General features: G+C 38.4%; 12 protein-coding genes and 2 pseudogenes. 8 read left to right on the top strand and 6 right to left on the bottom strand.

All coding sequences use genetic code 11. The features are described from left to right. Positions 1–14: 14 nt before the first annotated feature. Complete coding sequence (locus tag JN080_RS04580; protein WP_256234740.1) at positions 15–851, bottom strand: aldo/keto reductase; 837 nt, start codon at positions 849–851, stop codon at positions 15–17. A 117-nt stretch (positions 852–968) separates the two neighbouring features. Next, on the bottom strand, positions 969–2,204 hold the full coding sequence (locus tag JN080_RS04575; RefSeq protein WP_256234739.1) for a serpin family protein: 1,236 nt from the start codon (positions 2,202–2,204) through the stop codon (positions 969–971). 429 nt (positions 2,205–2,633) lie between these two features. Between JN080_RS04575 and JN080_RS04570 the strand changes: the two genes are divergently transcribed. The 3 genes and pseudogenes from JN080_RS04570 to JN080_RS04560 all read left to right on the top strand — a co-directional run bounded on the left by JN080_RS04570 (position 2,634) and on the right by JN080_RS04560 (position 6,916). Next, positions 2,634–3,971, top strand: coding sequence for an MFS transporter (locus JN080_RS04570; protein WP_256234738.1), 1,338 nt, complete (start codon positions 2,634–2,636; stop codon positions 3,969–3,971). 524 nt (positions 3,972–4,495) lie between these two features. After that, positions 4,496–5,614 (top strand): annotated as a pseudogene (locus tag JN080_RS04565) (PAS domain S-box protein); the annotation flags it as partial. Next, positions 5,612–6,916 (top strand): sensor domain-containing diguanylate cyclase, encoded by a 1,305-nt coding sequence (locus JN080_RS04560; RefSeq protein ID WP_256234986.1) that lies wholly within the window; start codon positions 5,612–5,614, stop codon positions 6,914–6,916. The pseudogene JN080_RS04565 and the gene JN080_RS04560, both read left to right, overlap by 3 nt. A gap of 545 nt (positions 6,917–7,461) precedes the next feature. Here the strand turns inward: JN080_RS04560 and JN080_RS04555 are convergent. The 3 genes and pseudogenes from JN080_RS04555 to JN080_RS29745 all read right to left on the bottom strand — a co-directional run. Next, the gene (locus JN080_RS04555; RefSeq protein ID WP_256234737.1) at positions 7,462–8,265 is read right to left on the bottom strand and encodes a formate/nitrite transporter family protein; all 804 of its coding nucleotides are present in this window, start codon (positions 8,263–8,265) and stop codon (positions 7,462–7,464) included. Positions 8,266–8,486: 221 nt separating this feature from the next. Next, complete coding sequence (locus JN080_RS29750) at positions 8,487–9,305, bottom strand: methyl-accepting chemotaxis protein (RefSeq protein ID WP_375141584.1); 819 nt, start codon at positions 9,303–9,305, stop codon at positions 8,487–8,489. A gap of 120 nt (positions 9,306–9,425) precedes the next feature. After that, a pseudogene (locus tag JN080_RS29745) lies at positions 9,426–9,602 on the bottom strand (HAMP domain-containing protein); the annotation flags it as partial. Positions 9,603–10,723: 1,121 nt separating this feature from the next. On the opposite strand from JN080_RS29745, the gene JN080_RS04545 reads away from it, so the two are divergent. Beyond that, a complete protein-coding gene (locus JN080_RS04545; protein WP_256234735.1) occupies positions 10,724–11,302 on the top strand; it encodes a TerD family protein in 579 nt (192 codons plus the stop codon). A 63-nt stretch (positions 11,303–11,365) separates the two neighbouring features. On the opposite strand, the gene JN080_RS04540 is transcribed toward JN080_RS04545, so the two are convergent. Continuing rightward, entirely contained in the window at positions 11,366–12,121 is a 756-nt protein-coding gene (locus JN080_RS04540; protein WP_483861535.1) for an REP-associated tyrosine transposase, read from the bottom strand. A 741-nt stretch (positions 12,122–12,862) separates the two neighbouring features. Here JN080_RS04540 and JN080_RS04535 point away from each other — a divergent pair. From JN080_RS04535 to JN080_RS04520, 4 genes are all read left to right on the top strand, one after another. Beyond that, positions 12,863–13,276: a hypothetical protein gene (locus tag JN080_RS04535; protein ID WP_256234734.1), complete on the top strand. Its 414-nt coding sequence runs from the start codon at positions 12,863–12,865 to the stop codon at positions 13,274–13,276. Positions 13,277–13,289: 13 nt separating this feature from the next. Beyond that, positions 13,290–13,583 (top strand): DUF2653 family protein, encoded by a 294-nt coding sequence (locus tag JN080_RS04530; protein WP_256234733.1) that lies wholly within the window; start codon positions 13,290–13,292, stop codon positions 13,581–13,583. Positions 13,584–13,697: 114 nt separating this feature from the next. Continuing rightward, on the top strand, positions 13,698–14,156 hold the full coding sequence (locus JN080_RS04525) for a universal stress protein (protein ID WP_256234732.1): 459 nt from the start codon (positions 13,698–13,700) through the stop codon (positions 14,154–14,156). Between the two features lie 611 nt (positions 14,157–14,767). Then, positions 14,768–15,730, top strand: a complete 963-nt coding sequence (locus JN080_RS04520; RefSeq protein ID WP_256234731.1) for an LCP family protein — start codon at positions 14,768–14,770, stop codon at positions 15,728–15,730. The last annotated feature ends 220 nt before the right edge of the window (positions 15,731–15,950 follow it).

Raw genomic sequence — 15,950 nt, 5'->3', positions numbered from 1 at the left:
ATGTGTATCCGATTTTAAAAACCAGCAGTCATTGTGTCTGGATGTGATCCGGCGCGGCTGTCCTGATTCATTCCATCAATTTTTTCCATATCTTCGCTTGTCAATTCAAAATCAAAAATAGTGGTGTTTTCAATTATTCGAGGCTCTTTAATCGATTTTGGAATGATGACGACTTCATTTTGAAGATCCCAACGTAAGATAATTTGCGCTACCGATTTATTATACTTTTGAGCGATTTCAGTAAGAGTTGGATCGTTAAGTAATTGTCCCTGTTTCAAAGGTGACCATGCTTCAACTTGAATCCCTTCTTTTTTACAATAAGAGAGAAGGTCCTTTTGTGTTAGATGGGGATGAAGCTCCACTTGGTTAACCATCGGCTTAATTTCTGCAGAACCTATTAAGTCTTCTAAGTGGTGGACTAAGAAGTTGCTTACGCCAATTGCTCGTACACGGCCATCCTTGTAAAGCTTCTCAAATGCCTTCCATGTTTCTTTATATTTATCCTTGCCAGGCCAATGAATTAAATAAAGATCCAAGTAATCGAGGCCAAGCTTCTCCATACTTGTTTCGAATGCCTTCAACGTGGTTTCATACCCTTGGTCTGCAATCCAGAGCTTCGTAGTAATAAATAACTCTTCACGGAGAACGCCAGATTCTTTAATCGCACGTCCCACCCCTTTTTCATTTCCATAAATAGCGGCAGTATCAATGCTTATGTATCCATTCTTTATCGCTGCTTTGACAGATTCGATGACTTCTTCTCCCTCTTTTACCTTAAAAACACCTAATCCCACCCACGGCATCTCCACACCATTATGTAATGTAGTAGTACTTTTCAAATTTGTTGACATACGTTATTCCTCCCTTATCACACCACATAGATTAAAGGAAAATCTCAAGAAAAGCAAAGGGACGGTTCTTTCGTTCCCACGGAAAAATGCAGGAGTGCACGAGAACCGTCCCCATGGTCACTTCCCTTTCTGTGGATTGGAAATTGAACCCATGAATAATATCATTCCTGTGTCATCATCTGTAATTACAATGAAAAATGGCCGATTAACTTCCATATGGAATGGCTGATCCAAGGTAGCCGACTCTGTCTTCATCTCTATGGAGGTTGCCCCAGCCGCTTCTGTACCCCTTTCATTCACATCAATAAATGTTTTTTGTTTTACTTTACTAATCCAAATCGGATCATTTTCTTTAATCATTTTCGTGAAATTTGCACCTTTATCAAACGCTGTCGTCATCCCAAGCCTCTTTAATGGTTCATTCAACAATACTTCGTATTCTAGTTGAAATTTCGGCAGCATGACTTTTCCTTCTGTCCCACGGAACTTTGAGCCCCATTTCTTCCAGTTATCATTTGTAAGCATTTGTTTAAATTCTACTAAATTGGAGTTTTCTTTAGGGAGAAATACTTTCATGCTCATTTTACCATCGCCGTAAGGGAGAGAAACAGCCTGGAAGTTTTCATTTTCCATGTACGCCCACTTTCTAGTAAGAGTCATTATCGGCACTGCTTTTGTGGTTCCGTCCGCTAAATAAAAAGTTCGTTCCTCTGTTTGCTGTTTATCAAATTCATCCTTCCAGTTCCCTTTAAAATAAATGGCGTTAATGAGGATGGCTACTAAATTATCATCTAACGGCGCATCGATCATTTTTTCTATCTTATCGTTCGTCGATTTTTTTACCCAGTCATTAATCATTTTGGGAGACTGAGGATCGTTTATATCCATTTCCTTTATTTTAGCCTGAAAATAATCTCTGTTATTTTGGGCAAAATCAGTTTGAAAATGAAATTTCTTGTTTAACCAAATGGAGTTAGCGATTTTCAACTGAATGTTCTTTGAGTGGCGATCAAGTATGGACATCATTGAGGCATTTGCTTTATTCAGCTCGGCTGCATCCATTCCTTCATTCTGCAAAACCTTAGCTATTTCTGCTTTCGTCACCCCATCGGCTCCGTTATAAATCATGGACAACGCCATGAATAAACTCGTCGGGGAAATGAATGTATTGCCATCTCCATTCGCCGGGACGATCGGCAACATTTCCAATCCCAGTTTATTATTGAAGGAAACGATTTTTTTATTGTCACTTTTAGCAAAGTCTATACCGTTAGAGACCTTCAATTTGCCTGTCCCACACCCCGTTACTAAAAAGAAACACACTATGATAAGTATAGCTATTAATTTTCTCAAACTCCTCACCGCCTTTTAATCTAATCTTCCACACTCCAATTCTACCCTGTTTTTCCACAAAATGGTGTTTAAAAATCAGCATTTAAGGTCATTCAAGGGGACGGTTCTTGCGTCCCCACTTCAAATGCAAAAGAACCGTCCCCTTGTTTCTGTGACCTCAGTATCAATATTTTTTATTAATTTTGCCTATAATTCCAGAAATTACAAATATCACAAGAAAAATATTGAATTATCTTAAAATATAAAATATTATAAAATTGGGTTATCAATAAAGCGCCGGTGCTTTATAGAAACTGAGGCACAAGTTAGTAGAATACTATTGTAGAAAATGATAGCGCTAACCTAACTATTAAAATTACTACTTTTCTACGGATGGTATGAATGTGTAAGTTATGAAACTCACATTCTTAACTAAAAGGAGTGATACTAATGGGATCAATTCCTAAAATGAGTTCTCACGATAATGATTCTACTGGAGCGCAAACAATTGATAAAAAGACTAGGGTAAAAGCTCTTGTTGCAAGTGCTATTGGAAGCTCAGTTGAATGGTATGATTTTTTTCTTTATGGAACAATGTCCGCTTTAGTCTTTAACAAACTTTTTTTCCCGAATAATAATGCAAATATAGGCTTAATGCTTTCTTATGCATCTTTTGCATTAGCATTTCTTGTTCGTCCGATTGGCGGTATTCTATTCAGTCATATTGGCGATCGTATTGGTCGTAAAAAAACATTAATCATAACCTTATCGATTATGGGTAGTTCGACAGTTTTAATGGGCTTTTTACCAGATTATGCAACAGTAGGAATATGGGCGCCTATATTGCTTACTTTATTAAGGCTCCTTCAGGGATTATCTCTTGGTGGAGAATGGGGTGGAGGTCTTCTGCTGGCCGTTGAATATGCTCCAAAAAACAAACGGGGTTTTTATGGCAGTATTCCACAAATAGGTGCAATGATTGGATTAAGTTTAGCTTCTCTTTCTGTTTCCCTATTGACACATTTTACTTCTGATAAAACTTTTTTAAGTATTGGTTGGCGAATTCCTTTTATACTAAGCTTTATACTCGTAATAACTGGTTTATGGATCCGATTCGGTATTGAGGAAACTCCCTCATTTAAAAATGTGGTCTCAACAGGTAATACGGTTAAAGTTCCATTATTTGAAACACTCACCAAGCATTGGCGTGCGGTATTGACGACAATCGGAGCAAAGTTTATTGAAACATCCACGTTCTTTATCTTTGCAACGTTTACTATTTCCTACGCAGTTAGCACACTAGGATATGATAAAAATACTGCCTTAAATGGTATTTTGTATGCGGCTCTTATAGCTATACCTGTTATGATGATCGTTGGTTCAATATCAGATCGATTTGGAAGAAAAAAAGTGTTTATTACTGGTATTGTTTTAATGATGCTATACGCAATCCCATATTTTTGGATTTTATCATTCCATTCTGCTATTGCACTAACGTTCGCTATTATCATTGGATTTGCTATTATTTGGCCAATGTACGGGGCTATACTAGGAACCCTTTTTGCGGAAAGTTTTAGTGCAAATGTAAGATATACTGGAGTTTCGTTAGGTTATCAAGTAGGAGCAGCTTTAGTGGGTGGACCTGCACCACTTATTGCTTTAGCCTTACTAACAAAGTTCAACAACAACTATATTCCAGTTGGCTTGTTTATTATCTTCACTGGTATCGTATCATTCATTGCGATTTCGTTTACTCGAGAGAAGAAAGGCCAGGGCTTAGATGAATAAAAAATTTTCTAGTTTTTCCAATGAACCACTACCGTTATAGTGATGGTTGTCGAAGTTTAGTATATATAAGAACCACCTTATGCTTGTCTGGCGTTGGGTGGTTTTCTTGTGGATCCTATCGCAAGAAAATTTACTGACTCTCTCCATTCACCCAGTATTCCGTTTATTTCTTTTTCACCTGATGACTTTCTCATCTCTTCATTTTCAATTTAATTAACCTCCCTCCCATCTTAAGATTTTATAGATTAGCCGTGCTCTTTTTGTACAGTTAATAGAAAAAAAGTAATATAATAAGCATAAAAACAGTAGAGTTTACATAGGAAATCCACTACTTTTATCACAAAATATGGAAATATACTTGTTCAGCTCAAAAATGGTGTGATTACTACGGCACTATTTTTTACAATTCGTACGAACGAAGCAAAAGGTTATTGGATTAGGAGTGTCATATAAAATTTGTATTTTTAAATACCAAAGTAAAAAAATTTATATGTTCCCAAATCATTTTTAGGAGAAGATTTGTAATGATTGAAATCTCAAATAATGACCTTTTTATGAATGCATTTAATTTCTCTGCTATTGGCATGGCAATCGTATCCATGGACGGAAGGTTGTTAAAAGTCAATGCTTCTTTGTGTAAAATCGTGGACTATACTGCCGCAGAACTTGAACAAATGACATTTCAAAACATTACCCATCCTGATGATTTAGAATTGGATCTTAACAATCTCTATAAAATGTTAACGGAAGAAACACAGTATTATGAAATGGAAAAACGTTATTTTAAAAAAAATGGATGCATTGTTTGGGGGTTATTAAGTGTCTCGCTGGTGAAGGATGAGAATGATAATCCTTTGTACTTCATTTCACAAATTCAAGATAGAACAGAGCAAAAACGGATCGAAAAAGAATTACAGAAAAGTAATGATCGATTTAAGGCTATTTTTGAGAAATCAGGTATTGGAATTATTCTGCGAGATCGAAAAGGCAAAGTTGTAGAGGTAAATCCTACTTACTTAGAAATGCTAGGGTATAACGAAGAAGATGCGGCTAAATCTACAAACCTTATTTACCAAGATGATATAGGAAAAGAAAAGAAACTATTTTCAGAGCTAATAAATGGTCATCGAGATTATTATCAGATGGAAAAACAATTTTTACATAAGGATGGACACATTCTCCTTGTTACTATAACAGTAACTGCTACAAGAAATCTTGAAGAAGTGTACGCTCTTAGTATGATTCATGATATTTCAGAGCGAAAGCACAGTGAAAAACTAATAAAACAAAGCGAAGAGCGTTACCGTGCTTTGGTGGAGTCCTCTCCAAATGGAATCGCCGTTCATCAGGAAGGGAAAATAGTCTATGCAAACCCTAGATTTATCCGTTTTTTAAATGCAACTTCTGAAGATGACATCATTGGGCAGCACATCCTCCAATTTGTACATCCCGACTATCAAGAAATCGTCAAAGTACGGATCTAACATTTAGGAAGAAATCAATCGGTGGGATCTTTAGAAGAAAAATATGTTCTCTTGGATGGATCAATTGTTGATGTCGAAGTCATTGCTACGCCTATTATGTATATGGACAAACCTACTTTTCAAGTGATTATCTCTGACATTTCTAAAAGAAAGGAAATGGAGAGAGAGCTGAATAAATCTCAGGAACTATATCGTCCAGTGGTTGCAAACGTTAAAGAAGTCATCTTCCATACTGATGCTCAAGGAATATGGACATTTTTAAATCCAGCCTGGGAGGAAATCACAGGATATTCGATTGAAAAAACCATCGGAAATCATTTTCATGATTATGTTTATAGGGACGATAGAGAACAAAATGACAAGCTTTTTCAATCCTGGCTCCAAGGGAAACAAGAATACTATCGAAAAGAGATTCGGTATTTAATGAAAGAAGGAGGATACTGTTGGGTCGAGGTATTTGCTCGGAAAATTTTAAATGATCAAGGTGAAATTACCGGCACACTAGGCACACTGAATGACATCACTAAGCGTAAGGAATCTGAAGATGAATTGAAAGCAAGCGAGGAGCGATTCCGTCTGCTTGCTGAATATTCGAGCGATATGATCACGCTGCATGATGTGGAAGGAACATACCTCTATTCTTCACCTGCGTGTATAGAAATTTTGCAATATGCTGAGGATGAATTGGCAGGGCGTAGTGCCTACCATTTTATTCATCCGGATGACATAGAAATAGTTAAAAAGAGTAATCAAACTTTACTGACCACCGGCTATTCGGTAACGACCTACCGCATTCGTCGGAAGGATGGTGAGTATGTATGGATTGAGTCTGCGACTAAACTATTAGATGAACTCCTTTCGGGTGGACAAAAACTAATTGTGGTGTCGCGTAATATTAGTGAAAGAAAGTTGGTTGAACAAAGGCTTCAAGAAGCAAATGAACTCTTACAACATCTTTCCACCATCGATGGACTGACTGGTGTATCGAATCGCCGTGCATTTGACGAACGATTGAAAATAGAATGGAATCGTGGCAGCCGAAACTCTTCTTCTCTATCTTTAGTTATGTTGGATATTGATTATTTCAAGGCGTATAACGATACTTACGGACATCAAGGCGGAGACGGCTGTTTAAAACAAGTTGCTTCCGTGATCCAAGAAACGTTGGGAAGATCCACTGATCTCCTCTGCCGCTATGGCGGGGAAGAATTTTGCGTGATTCTACCAGAAACAAATGATTCCGGGGCAAAGGCAGTAGGGGAGAAAATTAGGAATGCCATTGAAGCATTGAAAATTCCCCACTCTGGTTCAAAAATCCTTCCATGGGTTACCATAAGCGCAGGAACAGCAACCATGATACCAAGTCTGTATACCTCCTATACGGATCTCATTTCAAATGCCGATAAGGCAGTATACAAAGCAAAATTTGATGGACGAAACTGCGTTCGATCCTATGAATAGGTGATCATGTTGATCATGTTGATCATGTTGATCATGGGTGATCATGGGGACGGTTCTTTTGTTGCAAAGTGTAACAAAAGAACCGTCCCTGTGTTCCCTAGATTAAAACGAATAAAATTGGAACATAAATCAAAAACTATACCTACCAATAATAGGGAGGTAAATTTTGTGAGTAATAATAACTTCGTTGTTCTGCTTTTCTTTTCCATTTTAGGCATTGTTGGAACAACAATATTCAGCAGTATAATCATAAACCAGAATAGCAATTTAAGATCTAATCTTGAAAACCAAAAGTCCTAAGAAAACAGCATACTGTGCAACAAACATAATCAAGGGCATTAACTTTCATTCCTACACACCACAAAAATGACTATCAAAATTGAAGTATATTTTGATAGTCATTTTTACTATTATAATCTTTTACGGAAGGAAAATAATAAATTTTTCCACCTATTTCTAAGTTGATTTATTGTTATTCCTCGTCCAAACCCCTCTCCATATGAGTAAACTTCTCCATTTTTCATTATGAAATGGTTTCAATCTCATTATGCAACTGCTTTGGTTTTTTTCTCGCTTAACATAATAGCTCGCTTATAAGCATGCCAGTAGGCCAGGGCAATGAATACCGATCCCCCCACTGCATTTCCTAAAAATACGGGGATAAAATTATGAATATATTCCATCCAAGTAAAGTGACCAGCAAATATTGCTGCCGGAATGACAAACATGTTCGCAACGACGTGCTGAAATCCGATTGCCACAAATGCCATTGTTGGAAACCAGATGCCGGCAATTTTCCCCATCATATCTTCGGCACCATAGCAAAGCCATACAGCCGAAGCAACCAGCCAGTTGCATCCAATCCCGGAGAGGAAGGCTTGGAGAAAGGATGCCTCCAATTTATGCTGAGCAATACTGATTGTTTTTGCCAAATAAGGCGCGGTTTCAGTTAAACCGACAAGATGTCCGAAAACGTAGGCTACAAAAATAGCTCCTGCAAAATTACTAACTGTAATAAGAAACCAATTATATAATACCTGCCTTGTGCTGATCTTGTTTGCCAGCCTTGCCAACGGCACTGCCATCATGTTCCCTGTTAATAATTCTCCACCAGCAAGTAAAGTTAGTATTAATCCAATAGGGAAAACTGACGCCCCGATCAAACTGCTGAGACCATCCAAATTTACTGGCAAAGTTGCTGTTATACGAATAAACAGCAAATATCCCAGCGCAATGAAAGCCCCTGCTTCGAAACCCAAAATCAGCGTTTCTGAGAGTGGATATTTTACTTTTTTCGTTCCGTTTGCTACTGTGATCTCCATAATTTTCTCTGGTTTACTATATGCCATAGTTTTCGCCCCTATTAAAAGACATTATTTTATGTGAATATATTCACATATTACTACGATTTCACCCTATTTTTCTCTCTATCTTGTGAACCTTTCGTTACCATTTTTAGAGCGTTTTCAATAAGTGACATGGGGACGGTTCTTCTGTCTCAAAATCGAAAAGGGGACGGAAGAACCGTCCCCTTGAACACCCCCTTGAACAGCCGTGAGCTCTTGAACTCTTAAACTGTAAATTTTCGGATGCGTTTTTGTAATTCGTCTGCCATGGTGGATATGGACTTAACAGAGGATAAGACTTCCTCGATAGAGGCCCACTGTTCTTCGGTTGAGGCGGACACATCTTGTGTACTGGTTGAGGCTGTTTCCGCCACTTCTGTAATGAATTCCATCGCGGCAACCATTTGCTCCGTGCCGGCTGATATTTGCTGAACAGATGACGAAACCTCTTGAATTTGGAAGGTCACTTCGTTAACTGATTCCTGAATTTCCTGGAATGATTCCCCTGCTATGTTGACCGCCCCGATTCCCGTGTTAACTTCTTTTCCAGCGACTGCCATCTTTTGAACCGCATGTTTCGTTTCTTCCTGGATCATAGAGATTAGATTAGATACTTTTTGAGCTGATAATGCCGACTGTTCTGCTAACTTTCGCACTTCATCTGCCACAACGGCAAATCCACGCCCCTGTTCCCCTGCTCGGGCCGCTTCAATCGCTGCATTTAAAGCTAACAGATTGGTCTGCGTAGCAATACTCGTAATCACCTCAATAATTTGATTGATTTCTTTCGATCTGTCTTCTAAACTTTTTATTACTTCTTCTAAACCATTGACCGTCGTTTTCATCGAATTCATCTGCTTTACTGCTGTCTGAATCGCGAGGCCGCCTTCTGAGGCCTTTTCAGAGGCTTCAAGTGCCGTTTTCGAAACAGTTTCGGCATTATCAGCAATTTGTTGAATGCCATTTGATATTTCGTTTACAGTTTGGGAGGCTTCTGTAAGACTACCAACCTGCTGGTCTACTCCATTAGCCAGCTGCTGCATCGTAGCCGCAATTTGTTTGGTCGCATCATTGGTTTGATAAGTACTTTCCGTTAACTCCTTCGAAGACGCGGCAACCTGTTCAGCACTTAACCGGAACTGTTGAATTAGTTCACGGAGATTTTTTGCCATGTAGTTTAATGCCGCAGCTAAATCACCGATCTCATCATTATTTTTCACATAAACGTTTTCAACCGATAAGTTTCCGTCTGCAATTGTTTTGGCATAATCAATTAACATTATAATTGGTTTGGTCTTTCTTCTAATCAGCCAAATCGTAATCACACAGGCAATCGCCATCGGCAGAAGTCCCAAAAGTAGACTTCCTTGAACAGATGCCCATGTTCTTTCACTTACTATTTTCGCATTAAAGTCGATTGCATTTAATCCAATGATTTCTTTATTTGGATCCTGGTCTTTAAAAATTGGAGCGTATCCTGTGATGCGTTTCATTCCGCCAAATTCATAGATAGCTGAATACTGCGGGTGCTTCATTTCTTGGATCATTTTTACGATTTCTTGATCAATTGGAAATTTATCACCCGGTTTGAATCCTTGCTTTTCCAAATTTGAATCTTCCGCTAAAATGGTTCCATCTAAAGCTAATATGTATTGATCTTCAAAAATCCGCTTATGTTCAGTTGTCCAATTTAATTTTTTATTTAACGATTCCTGCTTCTTTGTATCACCTTTAATGACTTGCTCCAATTCACTTGGTCTAATTAAACCTGTTGTGATATTAGCGCAGCCAACCGCTTCAATACCTGCTGCTTCATACGTTTTCTGATAACTAACCCAGTAGTTTGACAACGATGTAATCATTAAAGAGAGAAAGATGACGCTTACAATAATAATCCCCAATTGCCATGTAATACTCTTTTTCACCCAATATATCCCCCAAATCAACAAAATAATGTAAATAGTCCTAATTTTAAGATACTACTTTTTCACTATATACACCATAGTTAATTATATAAAAATTTAGGTGGGGTCATGTGGTGCATGGGGACGGTTCTTTTGTCTCAAAATAGCAAAGGGGACGGAAGAACCGTCCCCTTTGCTATTTTGATACGAGAATCCTATGAAAAATCCAAAATGCTTAATGGTTGCAGGAAAAATTTAATAAGGATTTAGTTCAAAAGACCTTTATTCTAATAGTAGATAAGAAATATTAAATACTTTGTCGAAATTAGTCGACAATCGATCCTTTTCGAGACTATTCAATTCGATTTACTTCTCGTAAAATAATAATAGCTCTCTAAAAAGGACATTTTTTTATACTTTCTTTGGATCATACATATTTCTTTTTAATTAAAAGTAGGATTTTAGACCCATTTGATGCAGTTTCAAGGATGGTTTGAAAATGTTTTGGCTAATATGGTTGATTAGAGGGTTTAATATGGTTGAAAGGGGTTTTGAAAATGGCGTTATCATTATCTAAAGGTCAAAAGGTTGATTTAACAAAAACAAATCCTGGCCTTTCGAAAGTAGTCGTCGGTCTTGGGTGGGATACAAACAGGTACGATGGAGGAGCAGATTTCGACTTAGATGCCAGCGTTTTTCTTTTAGATGCGGCGGGAAAGTGTGCGTCCGAAAGTGACTTCATTTTTTACAATCAGCTCGAAGGTGGGAACGGATCAGTCGTCCATACAGGGGACAACCGAACTGGTGAAGGTGAAGGTGACGATGAGCAAGTTAAGGTAGACTTGTCACTTGTTCCAGCAAACGTTCAAAAAATTACCTTTGTTATTACCATTCATGATGCTGAAGCACGCGGCCAAAACTTTGGACAAGTTTCTAATGCTTTCTGCCGTATTGTGAATGAAGATACCAACCAAGAAGTCACTCGTTACGACCTAGGTGAAGACTTCTCAATTGAAACAGCCATCATCGTTGGAGAATTATACCGCCATAATGGAGAATGGAAATTCTCAGCTGTCGGTTCAGGCTACCAAGGCGGATTAGCCCGCATCGCAACAGACTTTGGATTGCAAGTTTAAAAGTTCATGGGGACGGTTCTTCCGTCTCCCCTGGCCTATTTCGCGGGAACGGAAGAACCGTCCCTATGATTTAGAAATTAGATTAGGAGACACACCTAAAATTCTTGCAGCCTGGCGTTGTGATAGTCCCTCGATTTCTTTTACTTTTCGTAGCACATCATTTTTTTGCAGCTTAGGTAGGCTTTTCACTTGCGCGATCTCAATTACGCCGAGCAATTCCTTGATTCCCATTCTTGCCTCTTCATCTGTTAATCTTCGTCTATCATTTTCATCTAGGCATTCATCATTATTGTTTCTTTCATTAAATTCTTTAAATTTTTCTCTAGCCATCCTAGTATCCGCTGAAAGCTTCCTAAGAATAAAATCATGATCCAGCAACTTTCTGGGATAAGGATCTTTACCGTAGTAGCCCAGGCAGCTACTCCATCTCCATCCATCAACCTGATTAACAATTCCAGCTTTCACTGGATTTTGGTGGATATACCTTATGACAGTAAATAAATACCTATTTGATTCTACATTTTCACTTTTGAACCGCCCCTGAAAAAGATGCCCTGTTGTTCGGTACTTCTCGTTATAGTACCAGACAAAGCTCACACCAATACGTTTCATTGTTGTAGATAGATCTTCCTTGCCTTCTTTCAGAAGCAGATGTACATGATTACTCATCAAACACCACGCATAGATGCCCATCTCTGATTTCAGTTTGAATCTTTGGATACTATCAAGGAATCTTTCGCAGTCTTCGTCATCGTGAAATATTTCCTGTCTATTAGCACCTCTCAGCATAATATGGTATATTCCACTTCTACTTTTCATCCTAGCTCCACGAGCCATCTCTATCACCACTATCCAGAGTATTTTTATTGGAAAACGAAAGAAAGTTACTCTCAAAAGAGGAAATGGGGAACCGAAAAAACTTGTTTACGGATTTCTGATTTTTTTTAAAAAAGGACATTTGAATTGTATGAAGGTTTCTTCTCCTTCTATCTAATAAATTGCTGAGATTGAATATTTTTTTTGAAAGGGAAAATTAGAAGAGTCTTTCGTTGTCGGGGATCAAACTACGATACATAAAAGCAGTAGCTGCTCAACTTAACATCAAAACTTCATAGAAAAAATTATCCTAATACTTTCTTCATAGCTAACATGCAGTTCGTCGATTTTGTTTATAAATATGAATGTGATTGGTTTTTAACAGGAGGTTGTAAATAAAGGTATACTTGCATTGAATATCTCGAGGATAGTAAAATAAATAAGAGTATCTTCCCTTCCTTCAAGCCAAGCAGTTCCGATTGATCGAGGATGGCAATGTGGAAACTAGCATTTATACTTTTTAAAACATGGCATCATTCCTTTGACATATTCTATCATTTTACAAATCCATCATACCTTATTTTTCGATTTATTTAAAGGGACGGTTCTTGCGTCCCACGGTAAATACAAGAGAACCTTCCCCTTGTTTGCCGCCCTTGTTTCCCGATTTTTTGAAACCTTTTAACGTGCTATTCGTAGTAATATAGTGGTGTTTAACTAGAATTAATTATAGGAGAATGATAGATGAAGAAATTAATTATTGCGTTTGTTTTACTGTTTACCCTTATAGTTCCGAGCATGACTGAAGCGAGAGGATTTAGTGGGGGACATAGTTCCGTTAGCCATAGTTCCTCATACAGCTCTCATTCGTCTTCAACAACATCGAGCGGCACCTATCGCTCTGGATACAAATCTCCATCGAGCAGTGTGTCGAGTTCAAAATATAATGGTACCCAACCTTCAAAAAGAAGCAGCTTTTGGAGTCATGCCGCAGCTTTTGGGGCAGGAACGTTCCTGGGAAGTATGTTTCACCCATTTGGAGGTAATTATTTGGGACAGTCCAGTGGTTTTTCAATGACTGGAATTCTCGTGGATATCCTGATTATTTTGATTATTGTTTGGGTCATCAAAAGGATTTTCACAAGAAGAAGATATTAGGGAGGGCGTTTCCATGGAATTGCTATTTAATGAACAGGATCTTGTCGACAGTGTCTGTGTCTATACAGCCGCAAAGGAATCCAACAATCCGGAAAGCATTGAGGCCGACTTAGCTTATAATCCATCCGTTGGATTTTCTGCGACAGCCAACGCACACGGGAAAACTAGAAATCTCAATGAGCAGGATTTGATCGATTCAGTCGCGATTTACTTACGTGACTACCATAACTTCAATCCGGACCGGCTGCTTGTGGATTTACGATATACCGAAAAGGAAGGAATCACCGCTTCCATTCAAGTGAAGTGAGTTCAAGGGTGAGTTCAGGTGAGTTCAAGGGTGAGTTCAAGGGGACGGTTCTCTTGCATCCCACTGATATTGCAAGAGAACCGTCCCCCTATTAAGATAAGGGAGAGATGGACAATGGGACTCGAGTATAAGAATATCTTAGTTGCAATTGATGGTTCTGAGGAAGCTGAATGGGCTTTTAAAAAGGCAATCGAAATTGCCAGGAAAAATAATGCAAAGCTTTTATTAGCTCATGTCATTGAAACAAGAACGTATGCGTATTCCACAGTTGAGGCTAACGATCAAACCATTTCTGAACGAGGAAAATTAATTGCATCTGAATTGTTGGAAAAATATAAAGAAACAGCCGTTAAAGTAGGCATTACAGATGTGGATTATGCCATTGAATTTGGTTCTCCTAGAGTAAAAATCCCGAAGGAAATTGCCAAAAATAACAACTGTGATTTAATAATTTGTGGTGCAACAGGCATGAGCGCAGTTGAAAGATTCTTAATGGGCAGTGTCTCAGAACATATTACCAGATACGCGCCCTGTGATGTTCTTGTTGTCCGGAAAGAGACGGAAGAAGCATAGTATACCGAACAAAAGAATCTAGCAGCATGAAGATGGTTTCCTAATATCCTAGTTTTAACTGTACCCGAATATAGACAAATAGTAAAAGGGCTTACCGTTCCAACAAAGGACCTCTGTATTATACTGGAGTCCTCTTTTTTTTGACCACCGGCAATAAACTATCACAATATTCCTCTCGCTTCTGTTCTATTGTCCCTTCCTATCTGACAGGACATTTATATTTCCCTCGCGATACTTTGTTGTTTATGGAGCCCCGAGCGTTTTACCGTCATCGCTTCCAAAATGGAAATATGTGTAATCACGTCTTCTCCTGCCTATCCGCAACAGTTGCTCTCCATTTGTAAAGATCCAATTATGGAACAATTACTGACCTTCTCCATACAACCCTCATTTTTGTTCACCCAGTATTCTATTTATTTCTTCTTCATCTATAGTGCAAAATGCGGCAAATTGACTTAATTCCCAGAAGTGTCCATTATGACGTATTTTCCTGCAATTCACAGCAGGTTTTGCCATAATCAACAGACATTTGTCTAAAAAGATAGTAAAATGACTCTATGACTATAAACCTATTAATTAGATTCACATACTGATAACTATGGGGGAAAATGATGAAAAAGAAGAAAAAAGGGAAATGGAAAGTTATTGGATTCAGTTTTTTGGGAATTATCATTTTAGCCGGAGCAGCTTTCGCATATGAATACTATCAGCTACAGCCTAAAAATCACTTTAAAACTGTTCCTGTTGTTAGTTCCAAGAAAACAGAAAAGACAACGGCGCAAACCAATGATAAAGCTGATACCCAAGCATTCAACCTTTTAATAATGGGTTCAGATCAAAGGCCCGGCCAGACTCTTGGACACTCCGACACAATGCTGCTCATGCATGTTGATTTGGGTAAAAACCAAATCAATGCGGTAAGTATTCCTCGTGACACTCGTGTTCATTTAGATGGTTATGGCTACACCAAACTAACGAGCGTCCAGTATATTTTGGAGGCTAAAAAGGGAACTAAGCAAGGGATCGAAGGGGCTGTACAAGCAGTCAGTGAGTTAGCAGGAGTACCGATTAATTATTATGTAGAAACCAGTTTTGAGGGCTTTCAATCGATGGTGGATGCTGTGGGTGGAGTCCAAATGAACGTACCAACTGATGTCAAAGTCGGTTCGCAAGTAATAAATGCCGGTTCCCATTACTTTGATGGAAAAACAGTGTTATCGCTAGTTCGTGAGCGCCACTCTCTTGCAAATGGGGATTACGGACGGCAGCTGCTTCAATTAGAGGCTTTAAAAGGGATTGGAAAAGAAGCATTGAGTCCAGGCAATATTCCAAAGTTGCCTTCACTCGTTAACTCGGTATCTAATTTTATGATTGCTACCAATATGTCAACATCAGATATGGTGAGTCTCGGACTTGCAGTGAAGGATATTGACCCTGACAAACAATTAAGCTACCAACAGCTCCCAGGAGTTGGAAGAAGCATGTACGATGACATCCTCAAAGCAAATAACGCCGAAATCGTGATTGATGAAGAAAAAATGAAAAGCATCATCGCACATGACTTCCAAAGCTAAAAAGGCTTTCCCAGAACAAAAGCGGAAACCTAGATAATCTTCCTATCTATGATTTCCGCTTTTTTCTAATCTTCAAGCGTATTTCGTTTTCGGGACCTTCCCCCCTTCAAATCGATGGTAAGCGTGACTGAACAAGTATTCTTTTAGGAATCTTTTGATCGTCTATTGAACTATATACCCAGACTTATCCATACTAAAGGTTATGAATTGGGAAATTACT

Origin of the sequence: Bacillus sp. EB600 (genome assembly GCF_024494385.1) — a bacterium.
GTDB lineage: Bacteria > Bacillota > Bacilli > Bacillales > Cytobacillaceae > JAEVLT01.
The sequence above is the reverse complement of the archived record's forward strand: the minus strand, read 5'-3'. Positions and strand labels throughout refer to the sequence as shown.